The sequence below is a fragment of the Actinomycetota bacterium genome, assembly GCA_036280995.1.
GTDB lineage: Bacteria > Actinomycetota > CALGFH01 > CALGFH01 > CALGFH01 > CALGFH01.
On sequence record DASUPQ010000193.1, the window covers coordinates 1 to 14169 of the forward strand.

A 14169-nucleotide genomic window follows, 5' to 3' on the forward strand; every position below is an offset into this window, starting at 1 on the left:
CGCGGCCCGGGTCGAGGCCGAGCAGGCCCTGGCCGACCTGGACGCGCGGCTGGCCGCCGCCCGGGACCGCCACGCCGAGCTGAGCGAGGCCGCCGGGGCGGCCGCCAACCGGCTGGAGGCGGCCACCCGGGCCGCGTCGGCCGCCGCCGAGCTCGACCCGGACGCGCCCTGCCCGACCTGCGGCCAGCCGCTGGGGGCGGCCCACGCCGAGCTGCGCCGCCACCACGACGAGGAGCTGGCCGCGGCCACCGCCGCCAACGCCGCCGCCGGCCAGGCCAGGCAGGAGGCGGTCGCCGCCGGCAAGGCCCTGGCCGGGCGCCGGGCCGAGCTGGCCGGCCTGCTGGAGCAGGCCCGGGCGGCCGAGACCAGGGCGGCCAAGGCGGTCGCCCTGGTCGAGGCGGCCAGCGCCGCCCTGGAGCTCAACGTGGCCGACGTGGCCGCCCGCCGCCAGGCCCTGGACCAGGCGCCCGACCCCGGCTTCGACCCCGACGCCTGGCGCCGGGCCAAGGAGGCCGCCGACGCCCGCCAGGAGGCGGCCCTGCAGCTGGCCGGGCTGGAACGCCGGGTCGCCCAGGCCGACGCCGAACGGGGCCTGGCCAAGCAGGCCCTGGCCCGGGCCGACCAGGCCGACGCCCGCGCGGCCGCCCTGGACGCCGAGGCCGCCGCCCTCGGCCCGGCCGACGCCGTCCTGGCCGCCGCCCGGGAGCGCCAGCGGGCGGCCACCCAGGCGGCCACCGCCGCCCACGGCGCCCGCAGCGCCGCCGCCCAGGCCCTGACCGGGGCGGCCCGGCTCGCCCAGGCCCGCCAGGTGGCCCTCGAGGACGCCCGCGCCCAGCACGAACGGGTCGCCGGCCTGGAGGAGCAGGCCGCCTACCTGCAACGCCTGGCCGACCTGATCGCCGGGTTCCGGCTGCACCTGGTCAGCCGGCTGGGGCGGCGGCTGTCGGTGGAGAGCGCGGCCCTGTTCGCCGAGCTGACCGACCACGAGTACCAGGATCTGGTCGTCGACCCCGAGGACTACGCCATCCGCATCGCCGACGCCGGCACCGAGTACGAGCTGTCGCGCTTCTCCGGGTCCGAGAACGACCTGGCCAGCCTGTCCCTGCGGGTCGCGGTCAGCCTGGTCATCGCCGAGAGCGCCGGCGAGCTCGGCCTGCTCGTCCTTGACGAGGTGCTGGGGGCGCTGGACCGGGAGCGGCGCGAGCGGATGCTGGACGCGCTGACCAGGCTCCAGGGCCGTTTCCGCCAGGTGCTCCTGGTTACCCACAACGACGAGGTGAAGGACCTGCTCCCGGCGGCGATCGAGGTCCGCAAGGGCCCCGACCGGACCTCGGTGGCGGCGCTCCGGGCCTGACGCCGGGGCCGGGCCGGGGAGCTTGCCTCGTTGCGTTCCGGAATCCGGTATCCCATACTGCGCCGACCTTCGGGAACAACCGCCCGGCGGGATGCGTTGGCTGGGGGACGCCACGCGACGAACGAAGAAGGAGACCCAGTGGCCGAAGCAGAGGAAGAGGAAGAGGGGCAGGTCGAAGCCTCTCTGGAAGAACTGATCGCGAAGAAGGCCGACCGGCCGACCATCACCGACGACGAGGACGAGGACGAGTCGCTGCTGGCCACCGGCCGCGACGAGGCACGCGAGTCGCTCACCACCAAGGTGCTGCCGGTGCAGCAGAATGAGTTCGTGTGCAAGAGCTGTTTCCTGGTCAAGCACCGCAGCCAGCTCGCCGACCGCCGGCGAACGCTGTGCCGCGACTGCGCCTAGGCATGGAGCAACCCCGGTGAGCCGGGCGGCTGCCCTCCGGCTGCTCGCCGCCCTGGTCACCGGGGCGCTGCTGGCGGCGGCGTTCCCGCCCCTCGACCTGGGGCCGCTGGCCCTGGTCGCGCTGGTCCCGCTGCTGCTGGCCACCGACGACGTCCGGCCGCTCAAGGCGGCCGCCCTCGGCTATGTGGCCGGGCTGACCTTCTTCGGCCTGCACCTGCTCTGGATCGCCCAGTTCCTGTCCTGGACCGGGGCGGTCGCCTGGCTGGCCTGGGGGGCGCTGAGCGCCATCCAGGCGGCCGCCGTCGCCGCCTTCTTCGCCCTGGTCCCCGCGACCCGGCCGCTGGGGGCGTGGCGGCTGGCCGTCCTCCCGGCCGCCTGGGCGGTGCTGGAGCTGCTCCGGGCCCACCACCCCCTGGGCGGGTTCCCGTGGGGGCTGCTCGCCGTCAGCCAGCACGACCAGGGGCCGCTGCTGCCCCTGGCCCGGGTCGTGGGCGGGTTCGGCCTGGCCGCGGTCATCGTGGCCGTCAACCTGGCCGTCGCCCTCTGGCTGCGCACGCTCCTCAGGGGCGCCGGCGACGGCAGCCGACGGGCCCGCTGGGCCGCCCTTGCCGGGCTGCCGCTGCTGGTCGCGGGCCTGCTCGGGGCCCCCCTGGCCGTCCCGGCGGCCCCGGCCCCGTCCGGGCCGCCGCTGGACGTGGTCGTGGTCCAGGCCGGCCTGCGCGGCGGCCACGGGCTCGCCCAGGGCCAGACCACCGAGCGGGTCTTCGACAACCACGTGCGCCGCACCGAGACGCTCGCCCTCACCCCCGGGGACCCGCCCGACCTGGTCGTCTGGGGCGAGGGGGCGGCCGACGCCGACCCCCTGAGCAGCCCCGAGCGCCAGGCCGACGTGGCCCGGGCGGCGGGCGCGGCCAGGGCGCCGATCCTGCTCGGGGCGACCACCCGGCTGGACGACACCCACCGGGCCACCGAGGGCCTGCTCTACACCGCCGAGGGCCAGCTCGCCGACCGCTACCAGAAGCGCCGGCTGGTACCCTTCGGGGAGTTCGTTCCCTTCGGGAGTGTGCTGGGCCGGCTGATCCCGGCCACCCGCGAAGGCGTCCCCTACGACAAGGTGCCGGGCGAACGGCTGGAGCCGCTGCTGGTCGACGGGGTCCGGGTCGGCCCCCTGATCTGCTGGGAGTCGGCCTACCCGGGCGACGCCCGCCAGCTCACCCGCGACGGCGCCCAGGTGCTGCTGATCATGACCAACAACGCCTCGTTCGGGACCGGGGCCGGCCCCCGCCAGCACCTGGCCGCCGGGCAGCTGCGGGCGGTCGAGTCGGGCCGGACCATCGTCCAGGCGGCCGTCACCGGGATCAGCGCCGTCATCGGACCGGCCGGGCAGACCCGCTTCGAGACCGGGCTGTACCAGGACACGGTGATCCGTGTGCCCGCCCTGCCCCGCACCGCCAAGACCCCCTATGTCCGCTACGGGCGGGGGATCGAGGCGGTCCTGGTCGGGGTCACGGCCGGCGGGCTCCTGCTGGCCGGGCTGCTGTGGCGCCGCCGCAGCGCCGCCGCCGACCAGGCCGTGGCCGAGCGGGTCCTGGCCCCCCTGCGGAGCGAGCCATGAGGGCCCTGGTGGTCATCCCCACCTACAACGAGGCCGAGTCGGTGGTCGAGGTGCTCGACCGGGTCCTGGCCGCCGACCCGCGGGTCGACGTGCTGGTGGTCGACGACGGCAGCCCCGACGGGACGGCCAAGCTGGTGCTGGACCGGGCCGACGGCGAGTCCCGGGTCCACCTGATGGAGCGGTCGGGCAAGCAGGGCCTGGGGGCCGCCTACCGGGCCGGGTTCGGGTGGGGGCTGGAACGGGGCTACGACGCCCTGGTCGAGATGGACGCCGACCTGTCCCACCCCCCGGACCGGCTGCCGGCCCTGCTGGACGGGCTGGCCACCGCCGACCTGGTCATCGGGTCGCGGTACGTGCCCGGGGGGCGGACGGTCAACTGGAGCCGGCTCCGGGAGGCGATCTCCCGGGGCGGCAACACCTATGTCCGGCTCGCCCTCGGCATGCCCGTCCACGACTGCACGGCCGGGTACCGGGCCTACCGGCGGGAGGTCCTGGAGGACCTCGGGGTGGACACGGTCCGCTCCAACGGCTACTGCTTCCAGGTCGAGATGGTCCACAAGACCTGGCAGGAGGGATTCGCCGTGACGGAGGTGCCGATCACCTTCACCGAACGGGCCTCCGGGGTATCCAAGATGAGCAAGCAGATCGTGGCCGAGGCGCTCCTCCGGGTCACCCAGTGGGCCCTCACCGGGGGCCGGCGCCGGGCCCGGTCCCGCCATCCCGACAGCGTGGCCGCGAAGGGCGGCTGAGCCGCCGATGGGCCTCGACCTCGCCGCCGAGGCGGGCGCCATCACCGCGACCCTGCGCGCCCTGGCCCCCGAACTCACCTCGGTACCGATCATCAGGACCAGCCGGCCGTTCTACGGCGCCCGCGTCGGCGACCTGCGCCGCACCGCCGCCGGCTGGCGGCGCCGGCACCGCCACGCCACCCCGGCCCAGGTGGCCGAGCTGGCCGACCGGCTCTGGAACGCCGGCATCCGCGAGGAGCAGCTGGTCGCCTGCTTCCTGCTCGCCGGCGACCGGGCGGCGCTGGCCGCCACCGACCCGGACCGGGTGCGGGCCTGGACGGCCCTGCTCGACAACTGGGAGACCACCGACCAGCTGGGCATGAACGTGCTCGGCCCCCTGGTCGCGCTCGACCCGGACCGGCGCTTCCCGCTGCTGGCGTCCATGGCCGCCGACCCGCACCCCTGGACCCGGCGGGTCGCCCTGGTCGCCTGCACCCGCCTGGCCCGGGCCGGCGACGCGGCCGAGCTGTGGCCGCGGGTGGCCGAGCTGCTCCTGGGCCTGGCCGGCGACCGGGAGGCGGCCCTGCCCAAGGCCAGCTCGTGGGTGCTGCGCAGCTGGCTGGTCCCGTGCCCGGAGGAGGTGGCCGCCTTCGTCGGCCGCCACCAGGGCCGCCTGCCCGCCGTGGCCGTGCGGGAGACCCGGGCCAAGCTGGCCACCGGCACCAAGCGGCCCCCGCGGGGGGCGGGCCGCGGCCGCCGCGCCCCCACAGGAGGACACCGATGACCACCGGCCGAGGGGTCCGGGACCTGCTCGAGCACCTGCTGAGATAGCATCGGGCGTTGCCGTGCGTATCGAGTCCGCCGTCACCGCCGTCTCCTGGGTCCCCCTGGACTGCGTCGAAGGGGGCCAGCGGCTCCACTTCCACGTGGGCGCCGCCCAGTACGACGACCCGCCGCCCGACCACCTCGACGACCTGCCGGCGCTGCTGGCCGGCGGGCGGGTCCGGCTGGCCAACCAGCTCAAGGGCTTCGTCGAGGTCGACGGCGGCCGCATCGTCGGCTGCGGCCAGTCCGGCCAGGGCCACGTCGGCGCCCCCGGCCACCCGGCCGGTGCAGGTCCGGGTTCGGGGGGGCCGCGGGGGGCGGAGCCCCCCGCGTTCGTCGGGTTCAGCGCCGCGGCCCTGCCCGACCTGCGGCCCGACCCGGAGGTGGGGGACGGCTGGGTGCGGTTCGCCCAGACCGCCGGCGGGCTCCTGAGCGTCGGCATGCCGTACCGGCCCGACCCGGTCGGGTCGCCGCGGCTGGCCGCCCCGGCCGCCTGGACGACGCTGTCGCTCACCATCCACGCCGACGGGCGCAGCGAGCAGGCCCTGGTCGGGGCGAGCCCGTTCCCGCGGCACTGGGTCTACGACCACATGGGCCACCTCATCGCCACCTCCGGGGTGGTCGACTTCACCGGCTGGCAGGCCGACGCCTGGGACCCCTTCACCCCCTGGGGCGGCCGCGACGCCCCGGTGCGGGCCACCGCCGTCGAGACCGCCCTGGAACGGGAGCTGTCCCGGGTCATGCTCGGCTCGGCGCCCCACTGGCTGCGCCTGCGCCGGGGCGCCACCCTGGTCGAGCAGGGCGACCCCGGCCACGAGCTCTACCTCCTGTTCGACGGGCTGCTGGCGGTGGAGATCGACGGCCGCTGCGTGACCGAGCTCGGCCCGGGGGCGGTGGTGGGGGAGGTGGCGCTGCTGGACGGCGGCCGGCGGACCGCCACCCTCCGGGCCGTCACCGCCTGCCGGGTCGCGGCCGTCCCCGGCGACCGGATCGACCACGCCGCCCTGGCCGAGCTGGCCCGCACCCGGGGCTGGCCCGGCCCCGAGCCGGCCGGGGACGACCCGGCCGGGGGCGGGCCGGCGTGACCATCTGCCCGGTCTGCGGGGAGCCGAACCCGGCCAGGGCCAGCTTCTGCCTGAGCTGCGGGACGCAGCTCCCGGCGGCCGCCGCGACCAGCCGCCCGGCCCGCAAGACGGTCACGGTGGTGTTCACCGACCTGGCCGGGTCGGGCGCGCTCGGCCAGCGGCTCGACCCGGAGTCGCTGGCCGTGGTCATGGCCCGCTGGTTCGACCACCTGCGGGCGATCCTGGAGCGCCACGGCGGCCGGGTGCAGAAGTTCGTCGGCGACGCCGTGGTGGCCGTGTTCGGCATCCCGGTGGCCAACGAGGACGACGCCCTGCGGGCGGTCCGGGCCGCGGCCGGGCTCCGCGGCCTCGACCAGCTCAACGACGAGCTGGAGCGCGACTGGGGACTGCGGCTGCAGGCCCGCACCGGCGTCAACACCGGCGAGGTCGTCACCGGCGACCCGGCCATCGGCGACGCCCTGGTCCTGGGCGACGCCGTCAACGTGGCCGCCCGCCTGGAGCAGGTCGCCGCCCCCGGCGAGGTGCTGCTCGGCCAGTCGACCTACCGGCTGGTCCGGGACGCCGTCTCCGCCGAGCGGGTCACGCCGCTGCACCTCAAGGGCAGGGGCGCCCCGGTGGTCGCCTACCGGCTCCGCCAGGTCGACCCGGGCGCCCCCGGCCACGCCCGCCGCCAGGACGCCCCGATCGTGGGCCGCGAGCCCGAGCTGCGCCTGTTCACCTGGGTGTACGAGCGGGTCGTGAGCACCCGCAGCAGCCACCTGCTGACCATCCTCGGCCAGGCCGGCCAGGGCAAGACCCGGCTGGTCGGCGAGGCCGTGGCCGCCCTCGGTGGGGCGACCGTGCTGCGCGGGCGCTGTCTGTCCTACGGCGAGGGCATCACCTACTGGCCGGTGGCCGAGGTCGTCCGCCAGGCCGCCGGCATCGCCGACACCGACCCCCCGGCCGAGGCCCGGGCCAAGCTGGACCGGCTGGTGGACGCCGGGGCCGATGCACCGGGGGACCACCCCGGCCGGGAGCGCCGGCTCGTCGCCGCCCGCATCGCCCAGCTCATCGGGCTGGAGGCCGGCCCCGGCCCGGCCGAGGAGGCCCCGTGGGCGTTCCGGCGGCTGCTCGAGCTCCTGGCCGACCGCAACCCGCCAGCGCGCCGGTCGAGTATCGGCGATGCTTCCAGGCCCGCCGGAGCTCCGGCAGGCCCGGGGCAAGCGAGCCGGGCCTACTCGACCGGCGCGCTGGTCGTGGTCCTCGACGACCTCCACTGGGCCGAGCCGGGCCTGCTCGACCTGGTCGAGCACGTGGCCGACTACGGCCGCGGCGCCCCCATCCTGCTCGTGGCCATGGCCCGGCCCGAGTTCCTGGAGCAGCGGACCGGCTGGGCCGGGGGCAAGCTGAACGCCACCACCCTGCTGCTGGAGCCCCTCGGCGACGCCGAGGCGACCCGGCTGCTGGCCGCCCTGGCCGGCCCCGTCGCCCTGCCCGCCGAGGTCGCCCGGCGGATCACCACGGCGGCCGAGGGCAACCCGCTGTTCCTCGAGGAGCTGCTGGCCGCCCTGGTCGAGGAGGGCCGCCTGCGCCGCAGCGACGGCCGCTGGGAGGCGGCCGACCTCGGCGACCTGGGCATCCCGCCCAGCATCCAGGCCCTGCTCACGGCCCGCCTTGACCGGCTCGAGGACCCCGAGCGGGCGGTGCTGGAGCGGGCCGCCGTCGCCGGCCAGGTGTTCGAGCAGAGCGCCGTGGTCGAGCTCACCCCGCCCGCCGAACGAGGATCGGTCCCGGCCCGGCTGCAGGCCCTGGTCCGCCGGGAGCTGCTGCGCCCGGCGCCGTCGCGCCTCGGCGGCGACCAGGGGTTCCAGTTCCGCCACCTGCTGCTGCGCGACGCCACCTACGACTCCGTCCCCAAGCAGGCCCGGGCCGAGCTGCACGAGCTGTTCGCCGTCTGGGTCGAGCGGGTCGCCGGCCCGCGGCTGCGCGAGATCGAGGAGATCGTCGGCTACCACCTGGAGCAGGCCTGGCGCTACCGGGTCGAGCTGGGCATGGCCGACCAGCACAACCAGCGCCTGGCGGCCGCGGCCGCCCGCCGGCTGGGCGCGGCCGGCCGCCGGGCGCTCGGCCGGGGCGACCTCCCGGCCGCCTCCAAGCTGCTGGAACGGGCCGTCAGCCTGCTCCCGGTGGGCGACCCGGGTGGCCTGGAGCTGCTGGTCGAGCTGGCCGACGTGCTCGTCTCGACCGGCGACTTCCCCCGCGCCGAGGCGCTCCTGGAGCAGGTCGCGGCCGCCGCCGCCGGCCGCGGCGACGAGCGCCTGGCCGCCCACGCCCGCGTCGGGCGGCTGCGCATGGAGGTGGGGGTGGCCAGCGACCTGGACACCGACGCCCTCCAGGGGGAGACCCGGTGGGCCATCGCCACCTTCGCCGAGTTCGAGGACCAGCGGGGCCTGGCCAAGGCGTGGGGGCTGCTGGCCGCCCTCGGGTTCCTGCGCTGCCGCATCGCCGAGGCCGAGGCGGCGGCCGGGCAGGCCATGACCCACGCCCGCCTGGCCCGCGACGACCCGGCCGAGTCCTGGGCCCGGGGCCTGCTCGCCCAGAGCGCCTTCTGGGGCCCGGTCCCGGCCACCGAGGGGATCCGCCGCTGCCAGGAGCTGCTGGAGCAGGCCGCCGGCAACCGCCGCCTGGAGCTGACCGCCCTGCAGTCGATGGCCGGGCTCCAGGCGATGGCCGGCCAGCCCGGGGCGGCCCTGGCGACCGCCGAACGGGCCCTGGCCCTGGCCGGCGACATGGGCGAGAACCGGGTCGCCGCCCTGGCCCGGGAGTTCGTGGCCGGCGCCCTGGCCCTGGCCGGCGACCCGGCGGGGGCCGAGCGGCAGCTGCGCCTGGGGATCCGGGTGCTGGAGCGCCAGGGCGAGTCGGGCATGCGCTCCAACCTGACCGCCGACCTGGCCCACGTCCTCCACCAGCTGGGCCGGCCCGACGAGGCCCTCCAGGCGGCGATGGCCTGCCAGGCCATCGCCGCCCACGACGACCTGTTCGCCCAGGTCCGCTGGCGCGGCGCCGCGGCCAGGTCCCTGGCCGCCCAGGACCGGCTCGCCGAGGCCGAGCGGCTGGCCGCCGAGGCGGTGGCGATCGCCGCCCCGACCGACATGCTGTCCATGCGCGCCGACGCCCTCCTCGACCAGGCCGCCGTGGCCACGGCCGCCGGCCGCCCCGCCGACGCCGCCCACCACGCCAAGGCCGCCCTGGCCCTCTACCGCGCCAAGGACAACCACCCCGGCGCCACCCGGGCCGAGGCGGCGGCCGCTCAGCCCGTCCCGCGGCCGACCTCGTAGCGGGGGGTGCCGCCGCCGACCACATGGTGCGGCTGCCGAAGACCAGGATCTCCCGCCCCGCTCCTGCTCGAGTTCGGTGACCCGCCGGTGGGCGTCGGCGCGGCGGACGATGCGGAAGGGACATGATGTTGCAGGCAACGAGCTTGCCCATGGTTCGTCCTCCCTTCACCCATGAGAGCCGGCGGCGGGCCGGAACTCATCGCTCCGCGGGCAGATCGAAGAACCGGTGCAGGGCCGGGTCGACGAACCCGGCCAGCTCCGAGATGCGCCCGCCGCGCACGCTGAGCACGTTGACGGCGCTGAGCCGGAACCGGCCCGTGGCCGGGTCGCCCTGGTAGCAGGCGACGGCCAGCTGGCCGTTGGCCTCCAGCGGGACCAGCCGCCAGGGGGTGGCGAACATCCGCCCGGCCAGGAACCGGCCGATGGCGGCCCGGCCGGCGAACCAGGCGGGCAGGGGCGGCATCATGAACCGGGCGTCGTCGGCCAGCAGCTCCAGGAGGGCGGCCACGTCGGCCCGCTCCCAGGCGGCCATCAAGGCGTCGACCAGCTCGCGCCGGCCGCCGTCGCCGCGGGCGTCCAGCTCGGCCTGCTGGGAGGGGTGCGGGACCCGCTCGTCGACCGCCTTGCGGGCCCGCTGCAGGGCGCTGTTCACCGACGCCGGGGTGGTGTCGAGGATGCCCGCCACCTCGGCGGCCGAGAACCCCAGCACCTCCCGCAGGATGAGCACGGCCCGCTGCGTCGCCGGCAGGTGCTGGAGGGCGGCCACGAAGGCCAGCTCGACGCTCTCGCGCAGCTCATAGCGGCCCTCGGGGGTGGGGAACGGCTCCAGCCACACCGGTTCGCCCACCGGCTCGCCGAGGTCGTCGGTCTGGGTGAAGGCGGGCCCGTAGTCGGCCGAGAGCAGCCGCCGGGGCCGCCGGGACCCCAGCCGCAGGCAGGCGTTGGTGGTGATCCGGTACAGCCAGGCCCGCAGCGAGCTGCGGCCCTCGAACCCGTGCAGGCCCCGCCAGGCGCCGAGCAGCGCCTCCTGGAGGGCGTCCTCGGCGTCCTGGACCGACCCGAGCATCCTGTAGCAGTGGGCGTGCAGCTCGGCCCGGTAGGGCGCCACCAGCCGGCCGAACGCCTCCCCGTCGTCGCCCCGGGCCGCCGCCAGCAGCTCGTGCTCCGGGGCCGAGGTCACCGCGGCCCTTCCAGGAACGCCAGCAGGGTCCGGACGCCCCAGCCGCTGGCCCCCTTGGGCTGGTAGTAGCGGGCCTCCTTGGCGGTGGCCGGGCCGGCGATGTCGAGGTGGACCCAGGGGGTGCCGGCGACGAACTCGCGCAGGAACAGCGCCGCCTGGACGCTGTCGCCCGGCTCGTTGGTGGCGTTGACCAGGTCGGCGACCTCGGAGTCGAGGAAGCGGCGGTAGTCCTCGATCATGGGCAGCTCGCAGGCCAGCTCGCCGGCGCGGGCGGCGGCGGCCAGGACCTCGGCGGTGAGGGCCGGGGTGTTGCCGAACACGCCCGTGCAGCCGAGCCCGAGCCCGTGCACCACCGAGCCGGTCAGGGTGGCCAGGTCGAGGATGGCGTCGGGGCCGTCCTCGGCGGCCAGGGCGAGGCCGTCGGCCAGGATCAGGCGGCCCTCGGCGTCGGTGTTGGTCACCTCCACGGTGACGCCGTTGCGGGCGGTGACGACGTCGCCGGGCCGCATCGCCGAGGCCCCGGGCATGTTCTCGACCAGGGGCAGGACCGCGGTCACGGCCGTGGGCAGCTCCAGCTCGGCCGCGGCCGCCACGGCGGCCAGGATCGCCGCCGCCCCGGCCATGTCGTCCTTCATCCCGTCCATGCTGGCGCCGCGCTTGAGGTCGATCCCGCCGGTGTCGAAGGTCACGCCCTTGCCGACCAGGGCCACGTGCCGGCCGGCCCCGGGCGGCCGGTAGCGGAGCCGGACCAGGCGGGGGCCGGTGGCCGACCCGCCGCCGACGGCCAGGACGGCCCCGAAGCGGCCCCGGCGCAGGGCCGGCCCGGTCAGCACCTCGTGCTCCAGGCCGGCCGCCTTGGCCAGGCGGACCGCCTCGGCGGCCAGGGTGGCCGGGTTGATGCGGCTGGCCGGCTCGTTGACCAGGTCGCGGGCGGCCAGGGTGGCCCGGGCGGCGACCTCGGCCCGGTGCAGCACCGGCTCGGCCGCGGCCAGCTCACCGTCGCCGTCGACCAGCAGGGTGGCCGCGGCCAGGTCGGGATCGGGGGCCGACTTGTGCCGCTGGAACCGGTAGGCGGCCAGCACGGTCCCCTCGGCCACGGCGGCCAGCGCGACGCCGTCGGCGCCGGGGACGCCGGCCTGGTGGAGGGCGGTGGCCATGGTCGCGGCCTTGCCGGCGGCGCCCACGGCCACGGCGGCGGCCCGGCGCAGGGTCTCGGCGCTCCGGTCGGGGTCGGGCCCGACCCCGACCAGCAGCACCGCCGGGGCGGCCACGGCCCCGTAGGCGGGCAGCAGCAGCACGTCGTCCAGGGCTCCGGTGAACCGCCCGGCCCCGCCGGCCACGGCGGCCAGGTCCGCCCCGAGGGCGGCCAGCACGGCCGCGGTCGCCGGGGGGGCGGCCGGGCCGGCCTCGCCGGCGGCCACCGGCAGCACCAGCAGGTCGGCGTCGGCCCGCTCGGGCCGGACGGGGGACAGGGCCAGGCGCGGCATCGTCTGCTCCGTGTGGGTATCGTCGGGTCGGCGGCGGGAGCCAATCCTAGGGGAGGTGGCGGCCATGTGGAGGCGGCGGCGGTCCGACCCGGCCGTTGAGGCGGCCTGGGCCGGGTTCCTGGGCTTCGCCAAGGCCCTCGACGAGGGGATCCGGGCGCTGCTGGCCACCATCCCCTCGGCCCGCCGGCCCGGGGCGCCGCTGGACGCGGGCGTGGCCGGGTTCCTGGCCGGCCTGGACGCGGCCCGGGCCGAGCTGCCCGCCTGGGACCACCCGGCCCTGGCCGGCGCCCAGGCGGCCACCGCCGCCGCTCTCGACGCCGCCGAGGGCCGCGCCCGCGACCTCCCGGCGGCCAGCCAGGGCCTGGAGTTCGAGCACCGCAACGAGCGGGTCGCCGAGGTCATCGACGAGCTCCTGCCCGTGCAGGAGGCCGAGCGGGCCGTGCGGGACCTGCGCCGGCGCCGCTAGCCGGCCAGGGCCGGCGGCCGGCAGACCCGGCAGGGCCGGTAGCCGGCGGCGGTGGCCTGGGCCACGTCCCTGAAGTTCATCAGGTGGCGGTCGCTGACCCGGCGGGCGTTGGCGCAGGTCGGGTAGCAGTAGATCCGGGTGGTGTCGCTGCCGAAGAAGCGGGTGCCGCGGCGGCCGAGGCGCTCCAGCCCGTCGGGGTCGGCGCCCTCGGCGGCGAGCAGGGTCCGCTTGTAGGGGACGCCCCAGGCGTAGCCGGTCAGGCGGCCGTCGCTGCCGACCACCCGGTGGCAGGGGATCAGCACCGGGATCGGGTTGCGGCCCAGGGCGGCCCCGACCGCCCGGACGGCCGCCGGCTGGCCGAGCTCGCCGGCCACCCAGGCGTAGGGGCGGACCTGGCCGCGGGGGATCTCCTGGGCCTTGGCGAGCACGGCCCGCTCGAACTCGGAGGTGCCCCGCAGGTCGTAGCGGGGCGGGCGGCCAGCGCGCCCGGGGTCGAGGACCCGCTCGACCTGGGCGACCAGCTTGGCCGGGGCCTGGTCGGCCGGCCGCAGCGGCCGCCGGAACCGGGCCTGGAACCGCTCCCGGAACCCGGCCTCGTCCCCGCCCGGGGCGGTGGCCGAGATGCCCCGGCCGTTGTAGGCGACCAGCAGCGGCCCGGCCGGCCCGTGCACGGTCACGAACGCGTCGGCCAGGCCGACCCGCTCCAGCACCGCCGGGGCCAGGGTCGGCGGGGGCTCGGCCCGCAGGCCGTGCAGGCCCTCGGCCAGCTCCCGCCAGCCGCCGTGGTCGTCGTGGGCGTCGGGTCGGTTCATCGTGGCACCCCTTCCGTTCGGGCCTCCAGGTGTTCCCGTAGCTGCCGCACCCCCCGGTGCACGTGGGTCTTGACCGTCCCCACCGGCCGGCCGAGGACCTCGGCGACCTCGGCGTAGGGAAGGCCCTCGACGTGGCGCAGCACCACCGCCTCGCGCCAGCCGCGGGGCAGGGCGGCCAGCAGCTCGACCAGCAGCTCGCGGTCCTGGCCGCGCTCGGCCACCGCGGCCGGCTCGGCGGCGGCGGGGGCGGCCACGGCCAGGGGCTGGCCGTCGCCGTCCTCCAGCGGCCGGGCCGGCGGCGGCCGCCGCCGCAGCCGGTTGCGGGCCTGGTTGAGGGCGATCTGGGCCAGCCAGGGCCGCAGCCGCATCGCCGCCACCCGCTCGGCCGGGTAGCCGGCCAGGGCCCAGTAGGCCCGGGCGAAGGTGTCCTGGGCGACCTCCTCGGCGTCGGCCCGGTCGGCCACGACCCGCAGGGCCAGGCCGAAGACCAGCCGCTGGTAGGCGCCGACCAGCTCGGCGAACGACCCGTCGAGGTCGCGGGCCAGGCGGGCCGGCAGCTCCGGTTGTGGTTCCATCACCGGCTTGAACACCGCCCCGGCCGGAGGAGTTTCACCCCTCGGCCGCCGAGGCGCGGCGCCGGGCGATCCCCGACAGGGCCTCCAGCACCACCCGGGTGGCCAGGAACGCCGTCACCTGCCCGGGCCCGTCGTAGGCGGGGGACAGCTCGACCACGTCCATGCCGACCACCGGCAGCTCGACCGCGCAGCGGCGGACCGCGTCCAGCAGCTCCCGGGCCGTCAGCCCGCCCGGCTCCGGGGTGCCGGTGCCGGGGGCCATGCCCGGGTCGACCACGTCGACGTCGACCGACAGGAACACCCCGTCGCAGTCGTCG

At 77.5% G+C, this 14169-nt stretch carries 13 protein-coding genes; 8 read left to right on the forward strand and 5 right to left on the reverse strand.

Going from position 1 to position 14169, the window contains the following annotated elements; genetic code table 11:
* The 7 genes from VF468_06050 to VF468_06080 all read left to right on the forward strand — a co-directional run.
* Positions 1–1354: hypothetical protein (locus tag VF468_06050; protein HEX5877872.1), on the forward strand; the 1354-nt coding region annotated here is incomplete at its 5' end.
* 138 nt (positions 1355–1492) lie between these two features.
* Positions 1493–1762 (forward strand): DUF4193 family protein, encoded by a 270-nt coding sequence (locus tag VF468_06055; protein ID HEX5877873.1) that lies wholly within the window; start codon positions 1493–1495, stop codon positions 1760–1762.
* 16 nt (positions 1763–1778) lie between these two features.
* Positions 1779–3377: an apolipoprotein N-acyltransferase gene (lnt, locus tag VF468_06060; GenBank protein HEX5877874.1), complete on the forward strand. Its 1599-nt coding sequence runs from the start codon at positions 1779–1781 to the stop codon at positions 3375–3377.
* On the forward strand, positions 3374–4126 hold the full coding sequence (locus VF468_06065; protein HEX5877875.1) for a polyprenol monophosphomannose synthase: 753 nt from the start codon (positions 3374–3376) through the stop codon (positions 4124–4126). Before lnt ends, VF468_06065 begins: the two co-directional genes overlap by 4 nt.
* Before the next feature lie 7 nt (positions 4127–4133).
* Entirely contained in the window at positions 4134–4889 is a 756-nt protein-coding gene (locus VF468_06070) for a DNA alkylation repair protein (GenBank protein HEX5877876.1), read from the forward strand.
* Positions 4890–4950: 61 nt separating this feature from the next.
* Positions 4951–6015, forward strand: coding sequence for a cyclic nucleotide-binding domain-containing protein (locus VF468_06075; GenBank protein ID HEX5877877.1), 1065 nt, complete (start codon positions 4951–4953; stop codon positions 6013–6015).
* Positions 6012–9332 (forward strand): adenylate/guanylate cyclase domain-containing protein, encoded by a 3321-nt coding sequence (locus VF468_06080; GenBank protein ID HEX5877878.1) that lies wholly within the window; start codon positions 6012–6014, stop codon positions 9330–9332. The genes VF468_06075 and VF468_06080 overlap by 4 nt, the downstream gene beginning before the upstream one ends.
* 196 nt (positions 9333–9528) lie before the next feature.
* On the opposite strand, the gene VF468_06085 is transcribed toward VF468_06080, so the two are convergent.
* Entirely contained in the window at positions 9529–10512 is a 984-nt protein-coding gene (locus VF468_06085) for a sigma-70 family RNA polymerase sigma factor (GenBank protein HEX5877879.1), read from the reverse strand.
* Complete coding sequence (locus VF468_06090; protein HEX5877880.1) at positions 10509–11999, reverse strand: leucyl aminopeptidase; 1491 nt, start codon at positions 11997–11999, stop codon at positions 10509–10511. The genes VF468_06085 and VF468_06090 overlap by 4 nt, the downstream gene beginning before the upstream one ends.
* A 64-nt stretch (positions 12000–12063) precedes the next feature.
* Between VF468_06090 and VF468_06095 the strand changes: the two genes are divergently transcribed.
* Positions 12064–12465 carry a hypothetical protein gene (locus VF468_06095; protein ID HEX5877881.1) on the forward strand — a complete coding sequence of 134 codons (402 nt, stop codon included), beginning with the start codon at positions 12064–12066 and terminating at the stop codon, positions 12463–12465.
* On the opposite strand, the gene VF468_06100 is transcribed toward VF468_06095, so the two are convergent.
* The 3 genes from VF468_06100 to VF468_06110 form a co-directional block, all read right to left on the reverse strand.
* Positions 12462–13277 carry a methylated-DNA--[protein]-cysteine S-methyltransferase gene (locus VF468_06100; protein HEX5877882.1) on the reverse strand — a complete coding sequence of 272 codons (816 nt, stop codon included), beginning with the start codon at positions 13275–13277 and terminating at the stop codon, positions 12462–12464. The genes VF468_06095 and VF468_06100 overlap by 4 nt on opposite strands.
* Positions 13274–13852, reverse strand: coding sequence for an RNA polymerase sigma factor (locus tag VF468_06105; GenBank protein ID HEX5877883.1), 579 nt, complete (start codon positions 13850–13852; stop codon positions 13274–13276). The genes VF468_06100 and VF468_06105 overlap by 4 nt, the downstream gene beginning before the upstream one ends.
* 34 nt (positions 13853–13886) lie before the next feature.
* A partial coding sequence (locus tag VF468_06110) for an arginase family protein (protein HEX5877884.1) occupies positions 13887–14169 on the reverse strand: 283 nt, incomplete at its 5' end.